The sequence below is a fragment of the Pandoraea sp. genome (assembly GCF_041919235.1).
In the GTDB taxonomy this organism is placed as follows: domain Bacteria; phylum Pseudomonadota; class Gammaproteobacteria; order Burkholderiales; family Burkholderiaceae; genus Pandoraea.
Map to the genome: position 1 here is coordinate 1 of NZ_JAYRUC010000020.1, position 14,974 is coordinate 14,974.

The following is a 14,974-nucleotide window of genomic DNA, read 5'->3' on the forward strand; positions in this document are numbered from 1 at the left end:
CCCACCGGACGGTCGCGCTCGACCACCGGCAGCACCTCAAGCGCCGGATCGCTCTCGAAACGCGCCACGACATCCTCGCTGCGGGTATCGGGCGAGACGGGCGGCACGTACGAGGCGATACGCTCCAACGTCACGTTGCCCGAGCCCAGTTGACTCGGCTGTTGATGCACATAGGCGCGGCGCTCGTTCACGACGTCGCGCACGTTGGAGGTAATCGCCCGTTGCGGCTGCGCTTCGGGCCGCGCGATGAAATACCCCTGACCGAGGAAGATGCCGAGATCGCGCACCACCTGCAGCTCTTCGGCATGCTCGATGCCTTCGGCGATCATACGCGTGCCGCTTGTCTCCGCGATCTGCCGCATCGATCGCACGAACTGGAGTTTGACGATATCGGTGTCGATGCCGTCGACGAAATGCCGGTCGATCTTGACGTAATCGGGCCGTAGCTCCGACCAAAGTCTCAAGCTCGCATAGCCCTCCCCCATGTCGTCTAGCGCGAGTTCGAAACCCTGCGCGCGATACGCCGTGAGCGCGGCGCGCGTGCTCGCCAGATCCAGTGCAGGCGCATGCTCCGTGAGTTCGAGCACCACGCGCTCGGGAGCGAGGCGAAACGACTGGAGCATGGCGAATGTCTCATCGAGCCCGAGCGACTCGCTCACGCCGCCGCCCGGTTGTGCCCGAGTGACAGGACCGATGTTCAGAAACAGGCGTTCGGGCAAATCCTGCTCGACGAAGCCACGCAACACCGTGCGGCGGCACGCCAGTTCCAGGGGACCGAGCAAGCCGTGACGGCGTGCTGCGGCGAACAGCGCCAGTGGCGAGTGGATCGAGGTCCCGGCGGGCCCCCGCACCAACCCTTCATAGCCGGCGATGCCCGACGTTCGAAAATCGAGAATCGGCTGGAACACGCAGGTCAGGCCGATGCCTTCGCACAGCGCAGCGAGCATCGCGTTTTCGTCGGGATCGGCAGACGCCATGGCGGCATGGGGCGGCACGAACTTCACATCGTGTGATGTCGCAAGCTCGGCAACACGCGCCGGCGGACGTATCGCGGCAGACGGGGGAGGGTTCAACTAAGACTCCGTAATTCGGTGCGGTGCGGTGCGCCGCCGATCACGCCAACCGCATGACGTTGCGCGGGCATCCTTCGGACGCGTTCCCGCGCACCGACGGCAAGCGGTGCGCCAATGGCGTGTCTCGCCCGTTCCCCGTGCTTCGCGTGCGGTCGCGGGTCTGGGGCCCGTATCCGCGTCTTGTAACGATGCCCGCAGGCACCCTTTTTACTTGGCACTCAGGCTATCGCCGTTATTTGACAGAACCGTGACAGTGTCGGAATTGCCACAGAGCGCGGCGCTCGCCAGCCCAGGAACAAAAAAACGGCAACGCCGCAAAGCGTTGCCGTTTTGTTCGGGGGGCCGCTCCGTCAGCCGGAGTGCGCGCCCGCGACTTACCAGGCCGTCACGACCGAGCCGCCGAACTTCTTTTCGATGAAGGCCTTCACTTCCGGCGAATGGTAGGCCTTGATCAGCTTGGCCACCCACGGCTTGTTTTTGTCGGCCGTGCGAATCACCAGCACGTTGGCGTAGGGGCCGTTGGCGTCTTCGATGGCGATCGAGTCACGCTTCGGGTTCAGGCCGGCTTCCATCGCAAAGTTGGTGTTGATGACAGCCACAGCGACGTCGTCGAGCGAGCGCGGCAGTTGGGCGGCGTCCAGCTCCACGAACTTCAGCTTTTTCGGGTTTTCAACCACGTCGAGCGGCGTCGCCTTCAAACCCGCGTCCGCCCGCAGCTTGATCAGCCCTTGCTTTTGCAACAACAGCAGCGCGCGGCCGCCGTTGGTCGGATCGTTCGGCAGCGACACCTTGTCGCCCGACTTCAGATCGGCCAGCGACTTGATCTTCTTCGAATAGATGCCCATCGGGAAGATCACGGTCTTGGCGATCGACTCGAGCTTGTAGCCACGGTCCTTGACTTGAGCGTCGAGGTACGGTTGGTGCTGATAGCTGTTTGCGTCCAGATCGCCCGACGAAAGCGCCGCGTTCGGCTGCACGTAGTCGCTGAACTCGATGACTTTGATGTTCAGGCCGTCTTTGGCCGCGACCTTCTTCACCTCGTCGAAAATCTGGGCGTGCGGGCCACCCGTGACACCGACCTTCAGGGTGACGGCATCGGCGGCGACGGCAGGGGCGGTGAACTGCGTGGCGAAAACCGTAGCGGCACCGACACCGGCCAGCAGCTTGAAGAGCGTACGACGTTGCATGGAAAACCTCGCGTGAGAATGTTGTGCCGGTTCACCGGCGGCGTTGTTATGCGGGATGTTACTTATGACTCAGCCGGCGCACCAACCAGTCGCCGAATGTCTGCACGAGTTGCACGAAAACGATCAGGATCAGCACCACGGCAATCATGACCTCCGGCAAGAAGCGCTGATAGCCGTATCGGATGCCCAGGTCGCCCAGGCCACCGCCGCCGATCGCGCCGGCCATTGCGGAATAGCCGACCAGACTGACGAACGTGATCGTCAATCCGGCCACGATGCCGGGCAGCGCCTCGGGCAGCAGCACCTTCGTGACGATCTGGCCGGTCGTCGCGCCCATCGACTGCGCCGCTTCGATCAGGCCGCGGTCGACTTCGCGCAATGCCGTCTCGACCAGACGCGCCACGAACGGCGCCGCCGCGATGGTGAGCGGCACCACGGCCGCCATGGTGCCGATCGATGAACCGACGATCAGCCGCGTGAAGGGAATCACGGCGACGAGCAGGATGATGAACGGCGTCGAGCGCACCGCGTTGACGATGATGCCGACGATGCGGTTGGTCGGGAGGTTCTGCAACACGCCGTTGCGGTCCGTCAAATAAAGCAGGACCCCCAGCGGCACGCCGACGACGGCACCGATCACGCCGGAAATCCCGACCATGATGAGCGTCTCCCAGAACGACGAGACGAAGAGATCGAACATTTCACTCCACATGGCTCAGCTCCTCAACGACAACGCCTTGACTGGCGAGGAACGCCATGGCTTCGGCCACGCGGGCCGGGGTGCCGCCCGCCATGACGGCGAGCGATCCGAACGCCTGCCCCTGGATCTCGTCGATCTGGCCATGCAGGATATTGAAATCGAGTTCGTAGCGGCGAATCGCCTCGGAGAGCAGCGGTTGATCCACCCCCGCGCCGGAAAACGCCAGTCGATACAGATGATCGTGACCGTTGCCGATGCGCGACGCGACTCGCTCACGAACGCCCGCCGGCAGTTCCTGCGCAATCACGTCGCCGATGAGGGCGCGCGTGACGTCGTGGCGCGGACGCAGGAACACGTCGATGACGCGACCGTGCTCGACCACGCGGCCGGCATCGAGCACGGCGACACGGTCGCACACCTGCTTGATGACTTCCATCTGATGCGTAATCAATACGACGGTCAGGCCCAGTTCGCGGTTGATGCGCTTGAGCAGGTCGAGAATCGAACGCGTCGTCTCGGGATCGAGCGCCGACGTCGCCTCATCCGAGAGGAGGACCTGCGGCTCGCTCGCGAGCGCACGGGCGATGCCCACGCGCTGCTTCTGTCCCCCTGAAATCTGCGACGGGTAACGATCCATCTGCGCGGTCAGACCCACGAGTTCGAGCAGCGGCAAGACCTTCGCACGAATCTCTGCGACCGGCGCGCCCGCCAGCTCCAGCGGCAGCGCCACGTTCTCATAGACGGTGCGCGAGCTGAGCAGGTTGAAGTGCTGGAAGATCATCCCGATGCGCCGGCGGGCCTGACGCAGTTGATCGGGCGAGAGTGACGTCAGGTCCTGCCCATCGACGCGCACGCTGCCGTCGCTCGGACGGTTGAGCAGATTGATGACACGCACGAGCGTGCTCTTGCCAGCGCCGCTTCGGCCGATGATGCCGAAAACTTCGCCGCGCTCGATCGACAGGCTGATATTGCAAAGCGCGTCGATCGGCCCCTTGGGTCCAGCGAAACGCTGGGTAATGTTATGGAGTTCGATCATGCAAAAAAATAGCAGCCCCACTGCCGAAACTGCCCGCAGTGCCGCCGCCTGGACTCGGTATTTAGCGCAAAGGCGTCATTCTAGCCCATGCTTCTAAATAGTTGAAAATAATAAAATTTGATCGCCTTATATCGGATTTCGACTGAAGGCGGCAGGTGAGCGGCGGGAGGTGGGACGATTCAGGCTTGTCGGCCGGCGGCAAAGTCGTCGAGCACTTCGATCACGCGATCGAATTCGAGTGATTTGTCGAAGAAGTACTGCACGCCCAACTGCTGGCAACGCTTGCGGTACGCCGCCAATGCGTAGTTCGTCAGCACAACGGCCATGAGTTGCGGGAGCAAGCCGGCGTCGTGCAGATACGAGAGGACATCCATGCCCGAGCCACGCCGCAACTGTATATCGACGATCACCGCGTCGAAGGAATTTTCCTGCAGCGTGCGAACCGCGTCGTCGGCAGTCTCGGCCACCCCCGCCACCTGAAGCATTCCGGACGAGCCGAGCGCTTCGGACAGACTCTCGCGAATGACCGCCGAGTCTTCGATCAACAGCACCCGGAGGGGCGAACGGGACCCCGTGAGCGTTGCCGCGTTCCCCGTTGACATGACAGCCTCTCTATCAACTGATCAAGCCGTTCTTGAGCGCGTAGAGCGTCAAATCGGCGTTGGTTTTCAAATGCATCTTCTCCAGCACGCGAGCGCGATACGTGCTGACCGTCTTGACGGACAGATGCAACTCGTCGGCGATCTCGGTAGGTGTGCGTCCTTGCGCGAGCTTGCAGAACACCTGGAACTCACGCTCCGAGAGCTGTTCATGCATCGGCTCGTCGCCCGGCTGATCCAGCTTTTGTGCCAGCAGATCGGCGGTCCCTTCACTGACATACCGGTGGCCGCGCGCCACGGTGCGGATCGCGCGAATGATCTCCTCGGGCGGCGCATCCTTCATCAAATAGCCGTTCGCCCCGGCGCGCAGCAGATTGACCGCATACTGCGCCTCCGGATACGTCGACAGGAACAGCACGCCCTGCTCCGGGTGCAACTGTTTGATCACACGCAGAGTGTCGATGCCGTTCTTGTCGGGCATGGCGATATCGAGCAGCACGACATCGAACGCCGTCTCGCGAACGGCACGAATCACCTCGTCGCCGCTCGCCGCTTCGCCCGCCACTTCCATGTCCGATTCGTCCGCGATGAATTGCTTGAATCCCGTTCGGACAATGGCGTGGTCGTCGGCAATCAGAATTTTTATTGTTGGTGACATCCAAGCTCCAGAGACTCGCCTCATCGTCGAATTCGATTACAGCCGCCCGGCGCTTTGCGCAAGGCATAGGCGTTGTATGCGCCTATCGTCGGACCACGCCGAAGAGCAATGTGACCAGGAAGATCACCAGGAAGATGAAGAACAGGATCTTCGCGATCTCGGCCGCACCGGCGGCAATCCCCGTGAAGCCGAAAACCGCGGCGATCAATGCAATCACGAAAAACACAACAGCGTAGTGAAGCATCGCAACCTCCTCGAATGTGGGGCCGGGCCCATGAGCGCCATGACCAATGCGTCACGGACGCGCTCCAGCGCAGGGACGTGTCCGGCGCTGCAACAGCCCCTCTAGTCAACGATCTTCTTGGCGATAGTCAGCCCAAGCAGCAGGAAGATCACGAACAGCACCAGGAACAGCACGAACAGAATCTTCGCAACCCCGGCGGCACCCGCAGCGATCCCGGTAAAGCCCAACAGGCCTGCCACGATCGAGATCAGTGCGAACAACAACGCCCACTTCAACATAGCGCTCTCCTTGGTGAAAGCATCGTTTCCGGAGACTTTCATTGCACTCGATGCCGCCATACCAGTGTGCACAACGCGGTGCAAACGGCCGAATGCTAAGTGTATGGTAGTGGAAGCGCGCGCTCGAAACCGCCCGGACTGCGCTGTTTTTTGCGTAGGAATCGGCTGACAATTCCTGAAATGGCGCAAATTTCGACTTATGATCGAAGTGCGTCTCATCATCGGTATTCCTAGTCCGACACGTCAAAATCACTCGACAGGCCGCCATGCCCCGATTGCTCACGTCCTGGATGCGTCGCCGAAGCTGGATCATCGCCATGATCGCCGCGATCGTCATCACGGTCGGCAGCCTGATCGGGCTGGAGTCGGCGCACCGCCGGCTCGCGTCCACCTACGAGGCGGCACTGCGGGACATGGCTGCGGCCAACCAGCTCAACGAGATCATGACGCGCACCTCGACCGTGGTGTCGAGCCAGCGCGGCTACCTGCTCACGAACAATCCGATCTATCTCGATCCGTATCTTTCCGCCGTGCGGCGAATTCGCGATCTCGCAGCCCTCGTCGTCCAGCATTACGAAGACGTGGGCGATGCGCAGGCTGCGAAGGCGTTCGCCAACGCAATGACGCTGTTCTCCGAGCGCATCACCGCCATGGAAGCGGCCCGCGCGGCGGTCAAGCAAGGGGAGATGAGCCTCGAAGAGGCGCTCTCACCCACCCATCTCGGCATCGGCACCATTGAGCCGGTGCAGAACGCCATCACCGATCTGTACAACTGCGAACTGGCACGCGCACGCACCGCGCAGGACGACGGGCGCTTCGATCAGGCGATCTCGGCGGTGAGTGCCGGCGCGCTCTCCCTGCTCACCATCCTGCTGTTCGTTTTGCTGTTTCGCACGCTCGGCCGGCAGATGCGGCAGGAGCGACTCGCGCGCGACCAGTTGCACGAACAGCAGGCGCATTTGGACCGGCTCGTGCGCGAGCGCACCGAACAGCTCGACGAACTGGCCACGCACTTGCTCAACGTGAGTGAAGACGAGAAGACCCGACTGTCGCGCGAGTTGCACGACGAACTCGGCGCGATTCTCACCGCGTGCAAGATGGACGTCACGTGGGCGCACCACAAGCTACGCAATGTCGAACCGGTGATTGCCGAGAAGCTCGCCCGCGCGCAGCGCAATCTGGACGCCGGCATTCAGACCAAGCGGCGCATTATCGAGAATCTTCGCCCGACGGTGCTGATCAACTTCGGTCTCGTCACGGCGTTGCGCTCGCTTGCCGAGGAAACCGCCGATCAACAACACTGGCAACTCGATCTCGACCTGCCGGAAGACGACTTCGCGCTGCCGGAGTCGACGGCCATCGTGCTCTTCCGCGTTGCGCAGGAGGCGCTCACGAACGCGGGAAAATACGCGCGTGCCTCGGCAATGCGCGTAGCGCTTGCATGCGACGGACAACGCGTGCGGCTTGAAGTCATCGACAACGGTATCGGCCTCACGCCCGATCAGTTCAACAAGCCCAAGACCCATGGTCTGTTCGGAATGCGCCAGCGGGTCTCGGCCAAGGGGGGACGCATCGACATTCACTCGCTGCCGCAACGCCTCGGCACCGAGATTCAGGTCGTGCTGCCGCTGTGCAGTCCGGCCGATGCGCCCGGCATTGCCACCGAAGTGACCGCAAGCACCGCCGCACGCCCGCCTGCCGCCGAGCATGCCGGTGACACGGCCGACGCATCGCCGCAACCGCCCCGGCATCCCGGGCCGCCCGTCGGAATGCACTGACAGCGCAACCCGAGTCCGCCTACGTCGCAACGATATCGCGACTGACAGCGCGAATCCCTCGCCCTGCTTACCATGAATTCACGTGCCGCCCAAAGGGTGCGGCAACGCGGCAACGACGCGTAGCACTGCGCGCGCTGTCGCAAGGAAACGTCCAGACCCAACCGAACCCAACCCAACCCAACCCAACCCAACCAAACGATAAGGAGTTGCCATGAACTCGGATCTGATCAAGGGCAAGTGGAATCAGCTTAAGGGCGAAGCGAAAAAGCAGTGGGGCAACCTGACCGACGACGATCTGCTCAAGATCGAAGGCAACCGCGACAAGTTCGTGGGGGTGATTCAGGAACGCTACGGCAAGGCAAAGGCCGATGCCGAACGCGAGGTCGACACCTGGAACGACCATCACAAGCTCTGGTAAGCAAGGCACGCCACGCCCGCCGGGAGGCGGGACACGCCCCTCGTCTTCGCACTTCCCGGCGCTTCACCCCCCTCTTTCCCGAAAGGAGAAGCCAAAATGAAACGATTGATCGCCATTGCACTGCTCTGCGGCTTCGCGCTGGGCCTGGCCGGTTGCAACACGATCCACGGCGCGGGCAAGGACGTCGAACGAGGCGGCGAAGCCATTCAGGGCGCCGCCGACCGGAACAAGTGACGCGGCCGTGACGAAGGCAGAGCGCTTGAGCGCTGCGACAGTCTGACGGACAAAGCGGCAAGGACACCTTCGTGGCGCACGCCAAAGCCCGCTTCCCCGGTAAGCGCAGCGGCTGCACCAACCATGAGACAGGCCGTCAAGGCCGAGACGTTTTGGCGGGGAGGAGAGGGCGTCTCATCGATCGACGAAGACGCCCACAGTCGGCGGATGTCGCAAGCGCGGCATCCGCCGCTGTTTTTGCGCCACACGCCGCATGTGCCCATGTAAATGAATGTAACAAGTGTCGCCCATGCCGGGGTGTCCGGGCGCAGGCATCACGTCGAACGGTGTCGACCGAAACGAGCGCAAATCGTTGATTCTGAATAAAATAGAGGCTTGATCTACACGTTTGGCGGCCGCTTTTCTACGCCCGAACGTTCCCCATGACGTGTCCATGCGCATACTTTGCAACAATTGCGCCACGCCCGTGTTTCGGAACTTCAGTAAAGTAAAGCCAGGAAATCTGACGAACCAGGGTGCCGGCAGGCACCGGGCGCGTTGAACGGCATGGTGTCGTCCGCGCGCCGTCATCAGTACGCTGCCAAGTCCGCAGGAGAAATGTCATGAAAACCAAATTTGCCGCCCTTGTCATCGCAGGGATCGCGCTCGCGGCGGGTGCGGTCGGGACGGCGCAGGCGCACGTCTCGGTCGGCATCGGCATCGGCTTGCCGCTGATCGCGCCCGCGCCGATCTATGCGCCGGCCCCGGTGTACGTGGCGCCGCCCCCGCCGGTCTACGTAGCGCCGCCGCCCGTCTATTACGGCCCGGCACCGGTCTATTACGGCCCGCCTCCGGGCTACTACGGTCGTCCGTACTACGGACGCCCCTACTACGGCGGACATGGCTACTGGCGTCACGGCCACTGGCATCGCTAACCGTTCGACGGCCGGCAGAACCGGCAGCCGAAATATCAACGCGCCACCGACCTCTCAGTCGGTGGCGCGTTTTTTTCTGACCGACACCCCCGCGAAATGCGGCTAACCCGCGACCCGGTAGGCAATCCGGAAGCCGCCCCAGTGACGCCCATTCACAAAAATCGGCGCCGATGCGTCCTTCATCACCATGAACGCCCCGCCGCCCATATCGCGTCGGTATGTCTGCAGCAACAGCGGCTTGGTGTTGCGCCCGGCGGCCGCGCCCGTGCGGTCGTTGAAGAGACGCCGGTTGCGACAGTTCGCGGCGTTCCATACCGGATCGTTGGTCGGTGTTTGCGAGAACTTGCGGTTGTGGGTGGGCAGATAGCCGTTCTCGTCGACGGCGGCACAAAAGGCAATTCGATCGTTGAGTCCGAGCAGCGGCTCTTGAATGGCGGGCAGTGTCTCATCGGTAAAGCGCGTGAAGCTTGCCATCAACTGCTGCGGGTTCGAGCCGGGAATCGGCTCGTAGCGGCGATCGAACAACGCCTGCTCGCTGATCTTGCCCTTGGCCAGCGCCGCCTCGAAACTCTCCCCGACCTGCTTGGCCGCCCGGCGCACCGCGCGGATGAACGGCGTGTCTTCCGTCTCGACGTCGGCCTCGGCGATCAGGCCGATCAGGCGCTCGGAGACAGACAGCAGTGCGTTGATGCGCTCGCGCGCACGCCCGACGTGTTCTGCAGAATGCGATACGCCGTCGGCCATTTCATCCACGTGGGCAGCGAGCGTCGCGCACTCGTTTTCGATGGCTTCGCTTGCCTGCGCGATCTGCCCGGCCTGACGGTCGAACGTATCGAGTGCGGTCCCCGCCGTCTCGATCACGCTGGCGATGGCACTTGTGCCCTCGCGGGCGTCGTTGGCACGCGCAACGTTCGCGTTGCTCTCGCGCATCAGACGTTCGGTGCGCTCGCCCAGCGCGGCGAGCGTGTGCTCGATCTGCTGCGTCGCCTCCGCCGTTTTGCTCGCCAGCAATTTGACCTCGGTGGCGACGACAGCAAAACTGCGACCGGCCACACCGGCGCGCGCGGCTTCGATGGCGGCGTTGAGCGCGAGCAGGTTGGTTTGGCGGGCGATGACCGAAATGCCCTCTGCCACCTTTCCAACATGATCGAGCGCTTCGCGCAGTCCCGCGATCTCACCGGCCATGCCGGATACGCCCTCCACGAGGCCGTGGATCGAGGCAAGCGAAGCGTCTGCCGTGGTTCGCGACGCCGCAATTTCCGCGTTCGCGCGATCGGCCACGTCGCGCGCCTCGCGCGCGGCAACGGCAATGCGCTGATTACCTTCGCTGGTATCGGCGGCGGCGCGGCGAAGTGCTTGAAACACGTCGGCCTGACGCTTGACTCGATCGGCGATTTCGTCGACGTTACCCGCGATATCGCACAATTCGACGCCAAGGGTGCCCGCATCGGCGGCCACCTCGTTCATGATGTTGACGGTTTGCGCAGCGCCCCGCGTGCGCGTGAATAGCCCCATCGTCAGTCTCCTCGCATCTCTGATCCGCTTGTTATGACGAGGGCGCGACAATCGCCGCATCTGCAAGAAATCGCCCGGCAGACATTCGCGCCACACGCAGGGGTCTGTTCAGCCCCAGGGTGTCGAAAAGTATAACGGGAGAAAAACGGCCGACTTGAGGGTTTCTTCGCTTCCCGCCCTGCTCGTCTTCGGCGAAGCCCTCAGCGCGTCTGCCCCTCCCGCTGACGTTCATCGCTCGATCGATCGTCAGGCCAACCATCCGGATAATGGCTATGATGACAGCCAATCATCACCTTATTCGATGGATTGAACATGACGCCCGACCAATTGCTGACCTTCGCGACCGTAGCGGAGCTGGGCAACATCAGCCATGCGGCGCAGGCGCTGCACTTGTCGCAGCCTGCGGTTTCCGGGCAATTACGCTTGTTGCAGGAATCGTTTGGCGAACCGCTGTACCGGCGCGACGGGCGCGGCATTCGGCTCACGGCGGTAGGCGAGCAGGTGGCCGTGTATGCCAACAAGCTCCGACAGGACTATCGTCAGGCGATGGCGTTGCGCGACAGCCTGCGCGGCATGGAAACCGGCGCGCTGCGCATCGGGGCGAGCACGACGCCGGCGAGCTACCTGTTGCCGTACGTCATCGCGGAATTCCATCAACGCTATCCGGCCGTCGCCTTGCATATCGTCGACGGCAATACCAGTGAAATCGTCGCGCAACTCGACCGGCTGGACGTCGCGTTCATCGAGGGGGCCGTGCCGCCGGGCCTCTCGCCTGAGGTCGCGGTGCGTCCATGGCGCGACGACGAGATTGTCGCCATTGCGCGTGCCGACCACCCGCTTGCCCATCTTCCGGGAGGGGCATCGCTGCAGGCCATCGCCGAATATCCGCTGATATTGCGCGAACCGGGCTCGGGGGTGCGGGCGCTGGTGGCCCGCGCCTTCTCGGTCGCCGGGCTCGCACCGCGCGTGGCGCTCGAGTTGGCCGGGGTGGAGAGTATCAAGGAAGCCGTACGCGCCGGCATGGGCGTGGGCTTTGTGTCCGCTATGTCGATGCGCCATGAAGATGCGGCGCTCGCCTCGGTCCGCATCGATCCGCCGCAAGGCCTCACGCGCCTGCTGACCGCGCTCGTACCGCACGCCGACGCACTGTCGCGTCCCACCGAACGCTTTCTCGCCCAATGCTTCGCGGGCAACGCCGCCGATCCGCCGGCATTGCCGTGATCGGCGTGCGGTCCCCGGCATGACGGTCGTCGCCCCGCGACGACACGTCGGCCGTCAGAACGGCATGCGCACCAGTTCCTCCACGGCGCCCACGACCTTGTCGCGCGTTCGCATGAGCAACGAAAACGACAGGTCGGCCTGAGCGCTCGCCAACATCGCGCCGGTCAGGTCGTCGCTCTGCCCCAGATCGAACGCCTTCATGCGGTCGCCCGCATCGCGTTGGGCCGCGTCCACCCCTCTTAGCATCGCACCAAAATCGGGCGCAACCGATGCGCCGGGCGACGTGAAGTCTGCCTCGCGCACGCCTGCGGCCGTCTCCATTGCGCGTTGTGTCGCGTGCATGCGACCCATCTCAGTCATCAGCGACTGTTCCATCGAGACCGGCATTCGGACCTCCTTAGTGAGTTCGAATATGAGTTCGAACGTGTGCCGCCCGCGACCGTCGCAGGCTGCATTGACATGACTCCGCACTTTACGCACACGCCCCCCACCACAGAATGGGGAATCCCCCAAAGCGCGCGCAGTTGAGTCATTCCCCATCAACACAGACAGGGGACGCCTTTAGGATGCGAACTTCCCTGCGCTAACCAGCGCTGCGAACCGTCTTCCAATCACATGAATACAATGCACGCGCCTACGCCGCCCGGCGTGATCCGGGCACTCGATCCGTGCCGGCTGGGACAGCCGACGCAGCTACTCGATCCGCTGACCGAGCGGCTGCGCTCGCGACTCGATGTCCAATTACCGCAGCACGTCCGCCATCGTCATGCTATGGCGTGGCGCGTCGCCGCCATGTCGGTCAGCGCCGCCGCGCCGGACGTCACCGATGTCATCGTGCAGCGCTTTCGCGTTGACGGTCACTGCATCGACGTGTCGATCGACGCGGGCCTGCTGCGCGACGCCTTTCGACTTCGCTACGACGCGGACGACTTCGTGGGGCCGCCGGCGTTTCACGCCACGCCGCCGTTGGCCACGTACGAGCGCTTCGTGACGCGTTTCGCGCGGCAAATGCTCGATGCGCTGCGTCAGGCGGTCTCATCGGAGATGTCACCGGCCACGGCGCGTGTGGAGATCATCGAGACAGCCCCGCGATCGACGCCCCCGTCGCTCTGGATCGGCGCGCGCATCGCCGAGCGCGCCGGCGATGCGCCGCTGGGCACGGTCACGTTCCGGCTCGCCGCCGAGGACGCGCGCCGCTGGCTCACGATGCTAGGCCCCGACGTCGGGGAGCGCGTCGCGCAACACACACCGCCCGCGTGCGATGTCGCCACCATTCCGGTGCGTCTGAGCGCGCACTGGCTCGACGTCGACCTTTCGCTCGGCGCGCTACTCGACGCGCAACCGGGCGACGTGTTGCCGGTGCGCTTCATGCAACGCGCCCTCGTCTGCGTGGACAACGACCCGCTGATGAGCGCCGACATCGTCGAGCGCGATGCGCATTTGTGCCTCACGCACTTCCAAACTCTTGAGTAAGGACCCATGTCTGTCATGTCATCCAACTTTCCCCAAGATCCGTCCGGCCACACGCCGGCCGATATCACGACGCACGCCGGCGATATGGCCGACCTGCATGCGGCCGACCTGCATGCACATGCGCTGACCGACGATCTGTCGGCCCTCGGCGATCTCTCGCAAGACCTGGCGGGCGACTGGCTCGGCGACGCGGGCGGCGATTCGGCGCCCGCGTCCCGTTCATCGGAAGCGGCCAGCGCCGCGCCGGTGGCGCTCGCCATGCGCGAGACGCTGCGCCGTGTGCCCGTGAAGCTCACGCTCGAAGTCGGCGCGACGCGCCTCACGCTGGGCGAGCTCGCGGCATTGCGTGCCGACGACGTGCTGAGTCTCGATCGCGCGGCGGGTGCGCCGCTGGCCGTGCTGGTCAACGGCGTGCCGGTGGGACTCGCGGAAGTCGTGGTCTCGGGCGCGCAGTACGGGCTGAAGATTCTCACGCTCGACGCGCTCGAGCTGGACCGGCTCGCCCGATGAAGGCCGCGCTACATCTCCTGCGCCAGCGGTTCCCGCGCTTGCGTGGACTGAGCTTTCCGCTGAGTGCATCGGAGACCCTCGTGCTTGCCGTTGTGGCGACCGGGTTCGCCCTGTTCGCCACCGGTGCGCGCGCCGAAGAGGCCGGCGAGCTGATGCGCCTGCGCACGCAAGGCGGCACGACCGACTTCACCGTCAAGACCCAGTTGCTCATTCTGATGACGCTCCTGGGCCTGCTGCCCATGCTGCTGATGGTGATGACCACGTTCGTGCGCTTCGCCATCATTCTCGCGCTGCTGCGTCAGGCGCTGGGACTCCAGCAGGGGTTGCCCTCGCGCGTGCTTACCGGCATGGCATTGCTGCTTAGCCTGCTCGTCATGCGCCCGGTCGGCGAAGCGATCTGGACGCAGGCCGTCGTGCCCTACGACGAAAATCGAATCACGCTCACCGAAGCCATCCGCACCGCAGAGGCGCCGCTCTCGCGCTTCATGCTCGCGCAAACCCGCCAGACGTCGCTCGACCTCATGGCCCGGCTGACCGGCGAGACCGACGTCGCCGAGCCGCAGGCCCATAGCTTTCTGGTCAAGGCGTCCGCATTCCTGTTGAGCGAGCTCAAGACCGCGTTTCAGGTCGGCGCCATGCTGTTCGTGCCGTTTCTCGTCATCGATCTGGTGGTCGCCTCGGTCCTCATGGCGATGGGCATGATGATGCTCTCGCCGCTGGTCGTGTCGTTGCCGCTCAAACTCCTGCTGTTCGTGCTTATCGACGGCTGGACACTCACCGTCAGCACGCTCGTCACCAGCGTGCAGGCGGTCTGAGGGGAACGCCATGCTCACCAGCGATATCGCCATCGACATCGGACTCGACGCGCTGCGGCTCGTCATCGTCATCGTGCTGGTGCTCATCGTGCCGAGCCTCGTCACCGGGCTCGTCGTGGCGCTCTTTCAGGCCGCCACGCAGATCAACGAACAAACGCTGTCGTTCCTGCCGCGCCTGATCGTCACCCTGCTCACGCTGGGACTCGCGGCGCCTTGGCTCGCGGGCACGCTCACCGACTTCGCCGCCGACATCTTCGCCCGCGCGGCAACGTTGGCAGGGTAGCGCGGCGCACCGCCGATGCCCGCCGCCGGACGAACGAT

The 14,974-nt window shown here is 63.9% G+C and carries 19 protein-coding genes; 9 read left to right on the forward strand and 10 right to left on the reverse strand.

Annotated elements, in window-relative coordinates; genetic code table 11:
- From ACE3UG_RS16255 to ACE3UG_RS16290, 8 genes are all read right to left on the reverse strand, one after another.
- A partial coding sequence (locus ACE3UG_RS16255; RefSeq protein ID WP_374625706.1) for an EAL domain-containing protein occupies positions 1-1,073 on the reverse strand: 1,073 nt, incomplete at its 3' end.
- Between the two features lie 374 nt (positions 1,074-1,447).
- Complete coding sequence (locus ACE3UG_RS16260; RefSeq protein WP_374625709.1) at positions 1,448-2,260, reverse strand: MetQ/NlpA family ABC transporter substrate-binding protein; 813 nt, start codon at positions 2,258-2,260, stop codon at positions 1,448-1,450.
- Positions 2,261-2,318: 58 nt separating this feature from the next.
- Positions 2,319-2,972 (reverse strand): methionine ABC transporter permease, encoded by a 654-nt coding sequence (locus tag ACE3UG_RS16265; protein WP_374625712.1) that lies wholly within the window; start codon positions 2,970-2,972, stop codon positions 2,319-2,321.
- A complete protein-coding gene (locus tag ACE3UG_RS16270; protein ID WP_374625716.1) occupies positions 2,962-3,996 on the reverse strand; it encodes a methionine ABC transporter ATP-binding protein in 1,035 nt (344 codons plus the stop codon). The genes ACE3UG_RS16265 and ACE3UG_RS16270 overlap by 11 nt, the downstream gene beginning before the upstream one ends.
- A gap of 179 nt (positions 3,997-4,175) precedes the next feature.
- Positions 4,176-4,598, reverse strand: coding sequence for a response regulator (locus tag ACE3UG_RS16275; protein WP_374625718.1), 423 nt, complete (start codon positions 4,596-4,598; stop codon positions 4,176-4,178).
- Between the two features lie 13 nt (positions 4,599-4,611).
- Positions 4,612-5,253, reverse strand: a complete 642-nt coding sequence (locus ACE3UG_RS16280) for a response regulator (protein ID WP_374625721.1) — start codon at positions 5,251-5,253, stop codon at positions 4,612-4,614.
- Between the two features lie 82 nt (positions 5,254-5,335).
- A complete protein-coding gene (locus ACE3UG_RS16285) occupies positions 5,336-5,497 on the reverse strand; it encodes a DUF1328 domain-containing protein (RefSeq protein ID WP_039374862.1) in 162 nt (53 codons plus the stop codon).
- Positions 5,498-5,598: 101 nt separating this feature from the next.
- Positions 5,599-5,775, reverse strand: coding sequence for a DUF1328 family protein (locus ACE3UG_RS16290; RefSeq protein WP_374625724.1), 177 nt, complete (start codon positions 5,773-5,775; stop codon positions 5,599-5,601).
- 266 nt (positions 5,776-6,041) lie between these two features.
- On the opposite strand from ACE3UG_RS16290, the gene ACE3UG_RS16295 reads away from it, so the two are divergent.
- From ACE3UG_RS16295 to ACE3UG_RS16310, 4 genes are all read left to right on the forward strand, one after another.
- Positions 6,042-7,553, forward strand: coding sequence for a histidine kinase (locus ACE3UG_RS16295; protein ID WP_374625726.1), 1,512 nt, complete (start codon positions 6,042-6,044; stop codon positions 7,551-7,553).
- A gap of 211 nt (positions 7,554-7,764) precedes the next feature.
- Positions 7,765-7,971 carry a CsbD family protein gene (locus ACE3UG_RS16300; protein WP_374625728.1) on the forward strand — a complete coding sequence of 69 codons (207 nt, stop codon included), beginning with the start codon at positions 7,765-7,767 and terminating at the stop codon, positions 7,969-7,971.
- 96 nt (positions 7,972-8,067) lie between these two features.
- Entirely contained in the window at positions 8,068-8,205 is a 138-nt protein-coding gene (locus tag ACE3UG_RS16305) for an entericidin A/B family lipoprotein (RefSeq protein ID WP_374625730.1), read from the forward strand.
- A 602-nt stretch (positions 8,206-8,807) separates the two neighbouring features.
- Positions 8,808-9,119 carry a hypothetical protein gene (locus ACE3UG_RS16310; protein ID WP_374625732.1) on the forward strand — a complete coding sequence of 104 codons (312 nt, stop codon included), beginning with the start codon at positions 8,808-8,810 and terminating at the stop codon, positions 9,117-9,119.
- 102 nt (positions 9,120-9,221) lie between these two features.
- Here the strand turns inward: ACE3UG_RS16310 and ACE3UG_RS16315 are convergent, their stop codons facing one another.
- Complete coding sequence (locus ACE3UG_RS16315) at positions 9,222-10,634, reverse strand: methyl-accepting chemotaxis protein (protein WP_374625734.1); 1,413 nt, start codon at positions 10,632-10,634, stop codon at positions 9,222-9,224.
- A 312-nt stretch (positions 10,635-10,946) separates the two neighbouring features.
- Between ACE3UG_RS16315 and ACE3UG_RS16320 the strand changes: the two genes are divergently transcribed.
- Entirely contained in the window at positions 10,947-11,855 is a 909-nt protein-coding gene (locus ACE3UG_RS16320) for a LysR family transcriptional regulator (RefSeq protein ID WP_374625736.1), read from the forward strand.
- Positions 11,856-11,909: 54 nt separating this feature from the next.
- Here ACE3UG_RS16320 and ACE3UG_RS16325 read toward each other — a convergent pair whose 3' ends face one another.
- Entirely contained in the window at positions 11,910-12,242 is a 333-nt protein-coding gene (locus tag ACE3UG_RS16325; RefSeq protein ID WP_374625738.1) for a flagellar hook-basal body complex protein FliE, read from the reverse strand.
- A gap of 228 nt (positions 12,243-12,470) precedes the next feature.
- Here ACE3UG_RS16325 and ACE3UG_RS16330 point away from each other — a divergent pair, with 228 nt between their 5' ends.
- From ACE3UG_RS16330 to fliQ, 4 genes are read left to right on the forward strand one after another with little or no spacing between them, the layout of a single operon-like run.
- Complete coding sequence (locus ACE3UG_RS16330; RefSeq protein ID WP_374625740.1) at positions 12,471-13,328, forward strand: FliM/FliN family flagellar motor switch protein; 858 nt, start codon at positions 12,471-12,473, stop codon at positions 13,326-13,328.
- Positions 13,329-13,343: 15 nt separating this feature from the next.
- Positions 13,344-13,838 carry a FliM/FliN family flagellar motor switch protein gene (locus ACE3UG_RS16335; protein WP_374625742.1) on the forward strand — a complete coding sequence of 165 codons (495 nt, stop codon included), beginning with the start codon at positions 13,344-13,346 and terminating at the stop codon, positions 13,836-13,838.
- On the forward strand, positions 13,835-14,653 hold the full coding sequence (locus ACE3UG_RS16340; RefSeq protein WP_374625744.1) for a flagellar type III secretion system pore protein FliP: 819 nt from the start codon (positions 13,835-13,837) through the stop codon (positions 14,651-14,653). Before ACE3UG_RS16335 ends, ACE3UG_RS16340 begins: the two co-directional genes overlap by 4 nt.
- A gap of 10 nt (positions 14,654-14,663) precedes the next feature.
- On the forward strand, positions 14,664-14,936 hold the full coding sequence (gene fliQ / locus ACE3UG_RS16345; protein WP_301234752.1) for a flagellar biosynthesis protein FliQ: 273 nt from the start codon (positions 14,664-14,666) through the stop codon (positions 14,934-14,936).
- Positions 14,937-14,974: the final 38 nt, after the last annotated feature.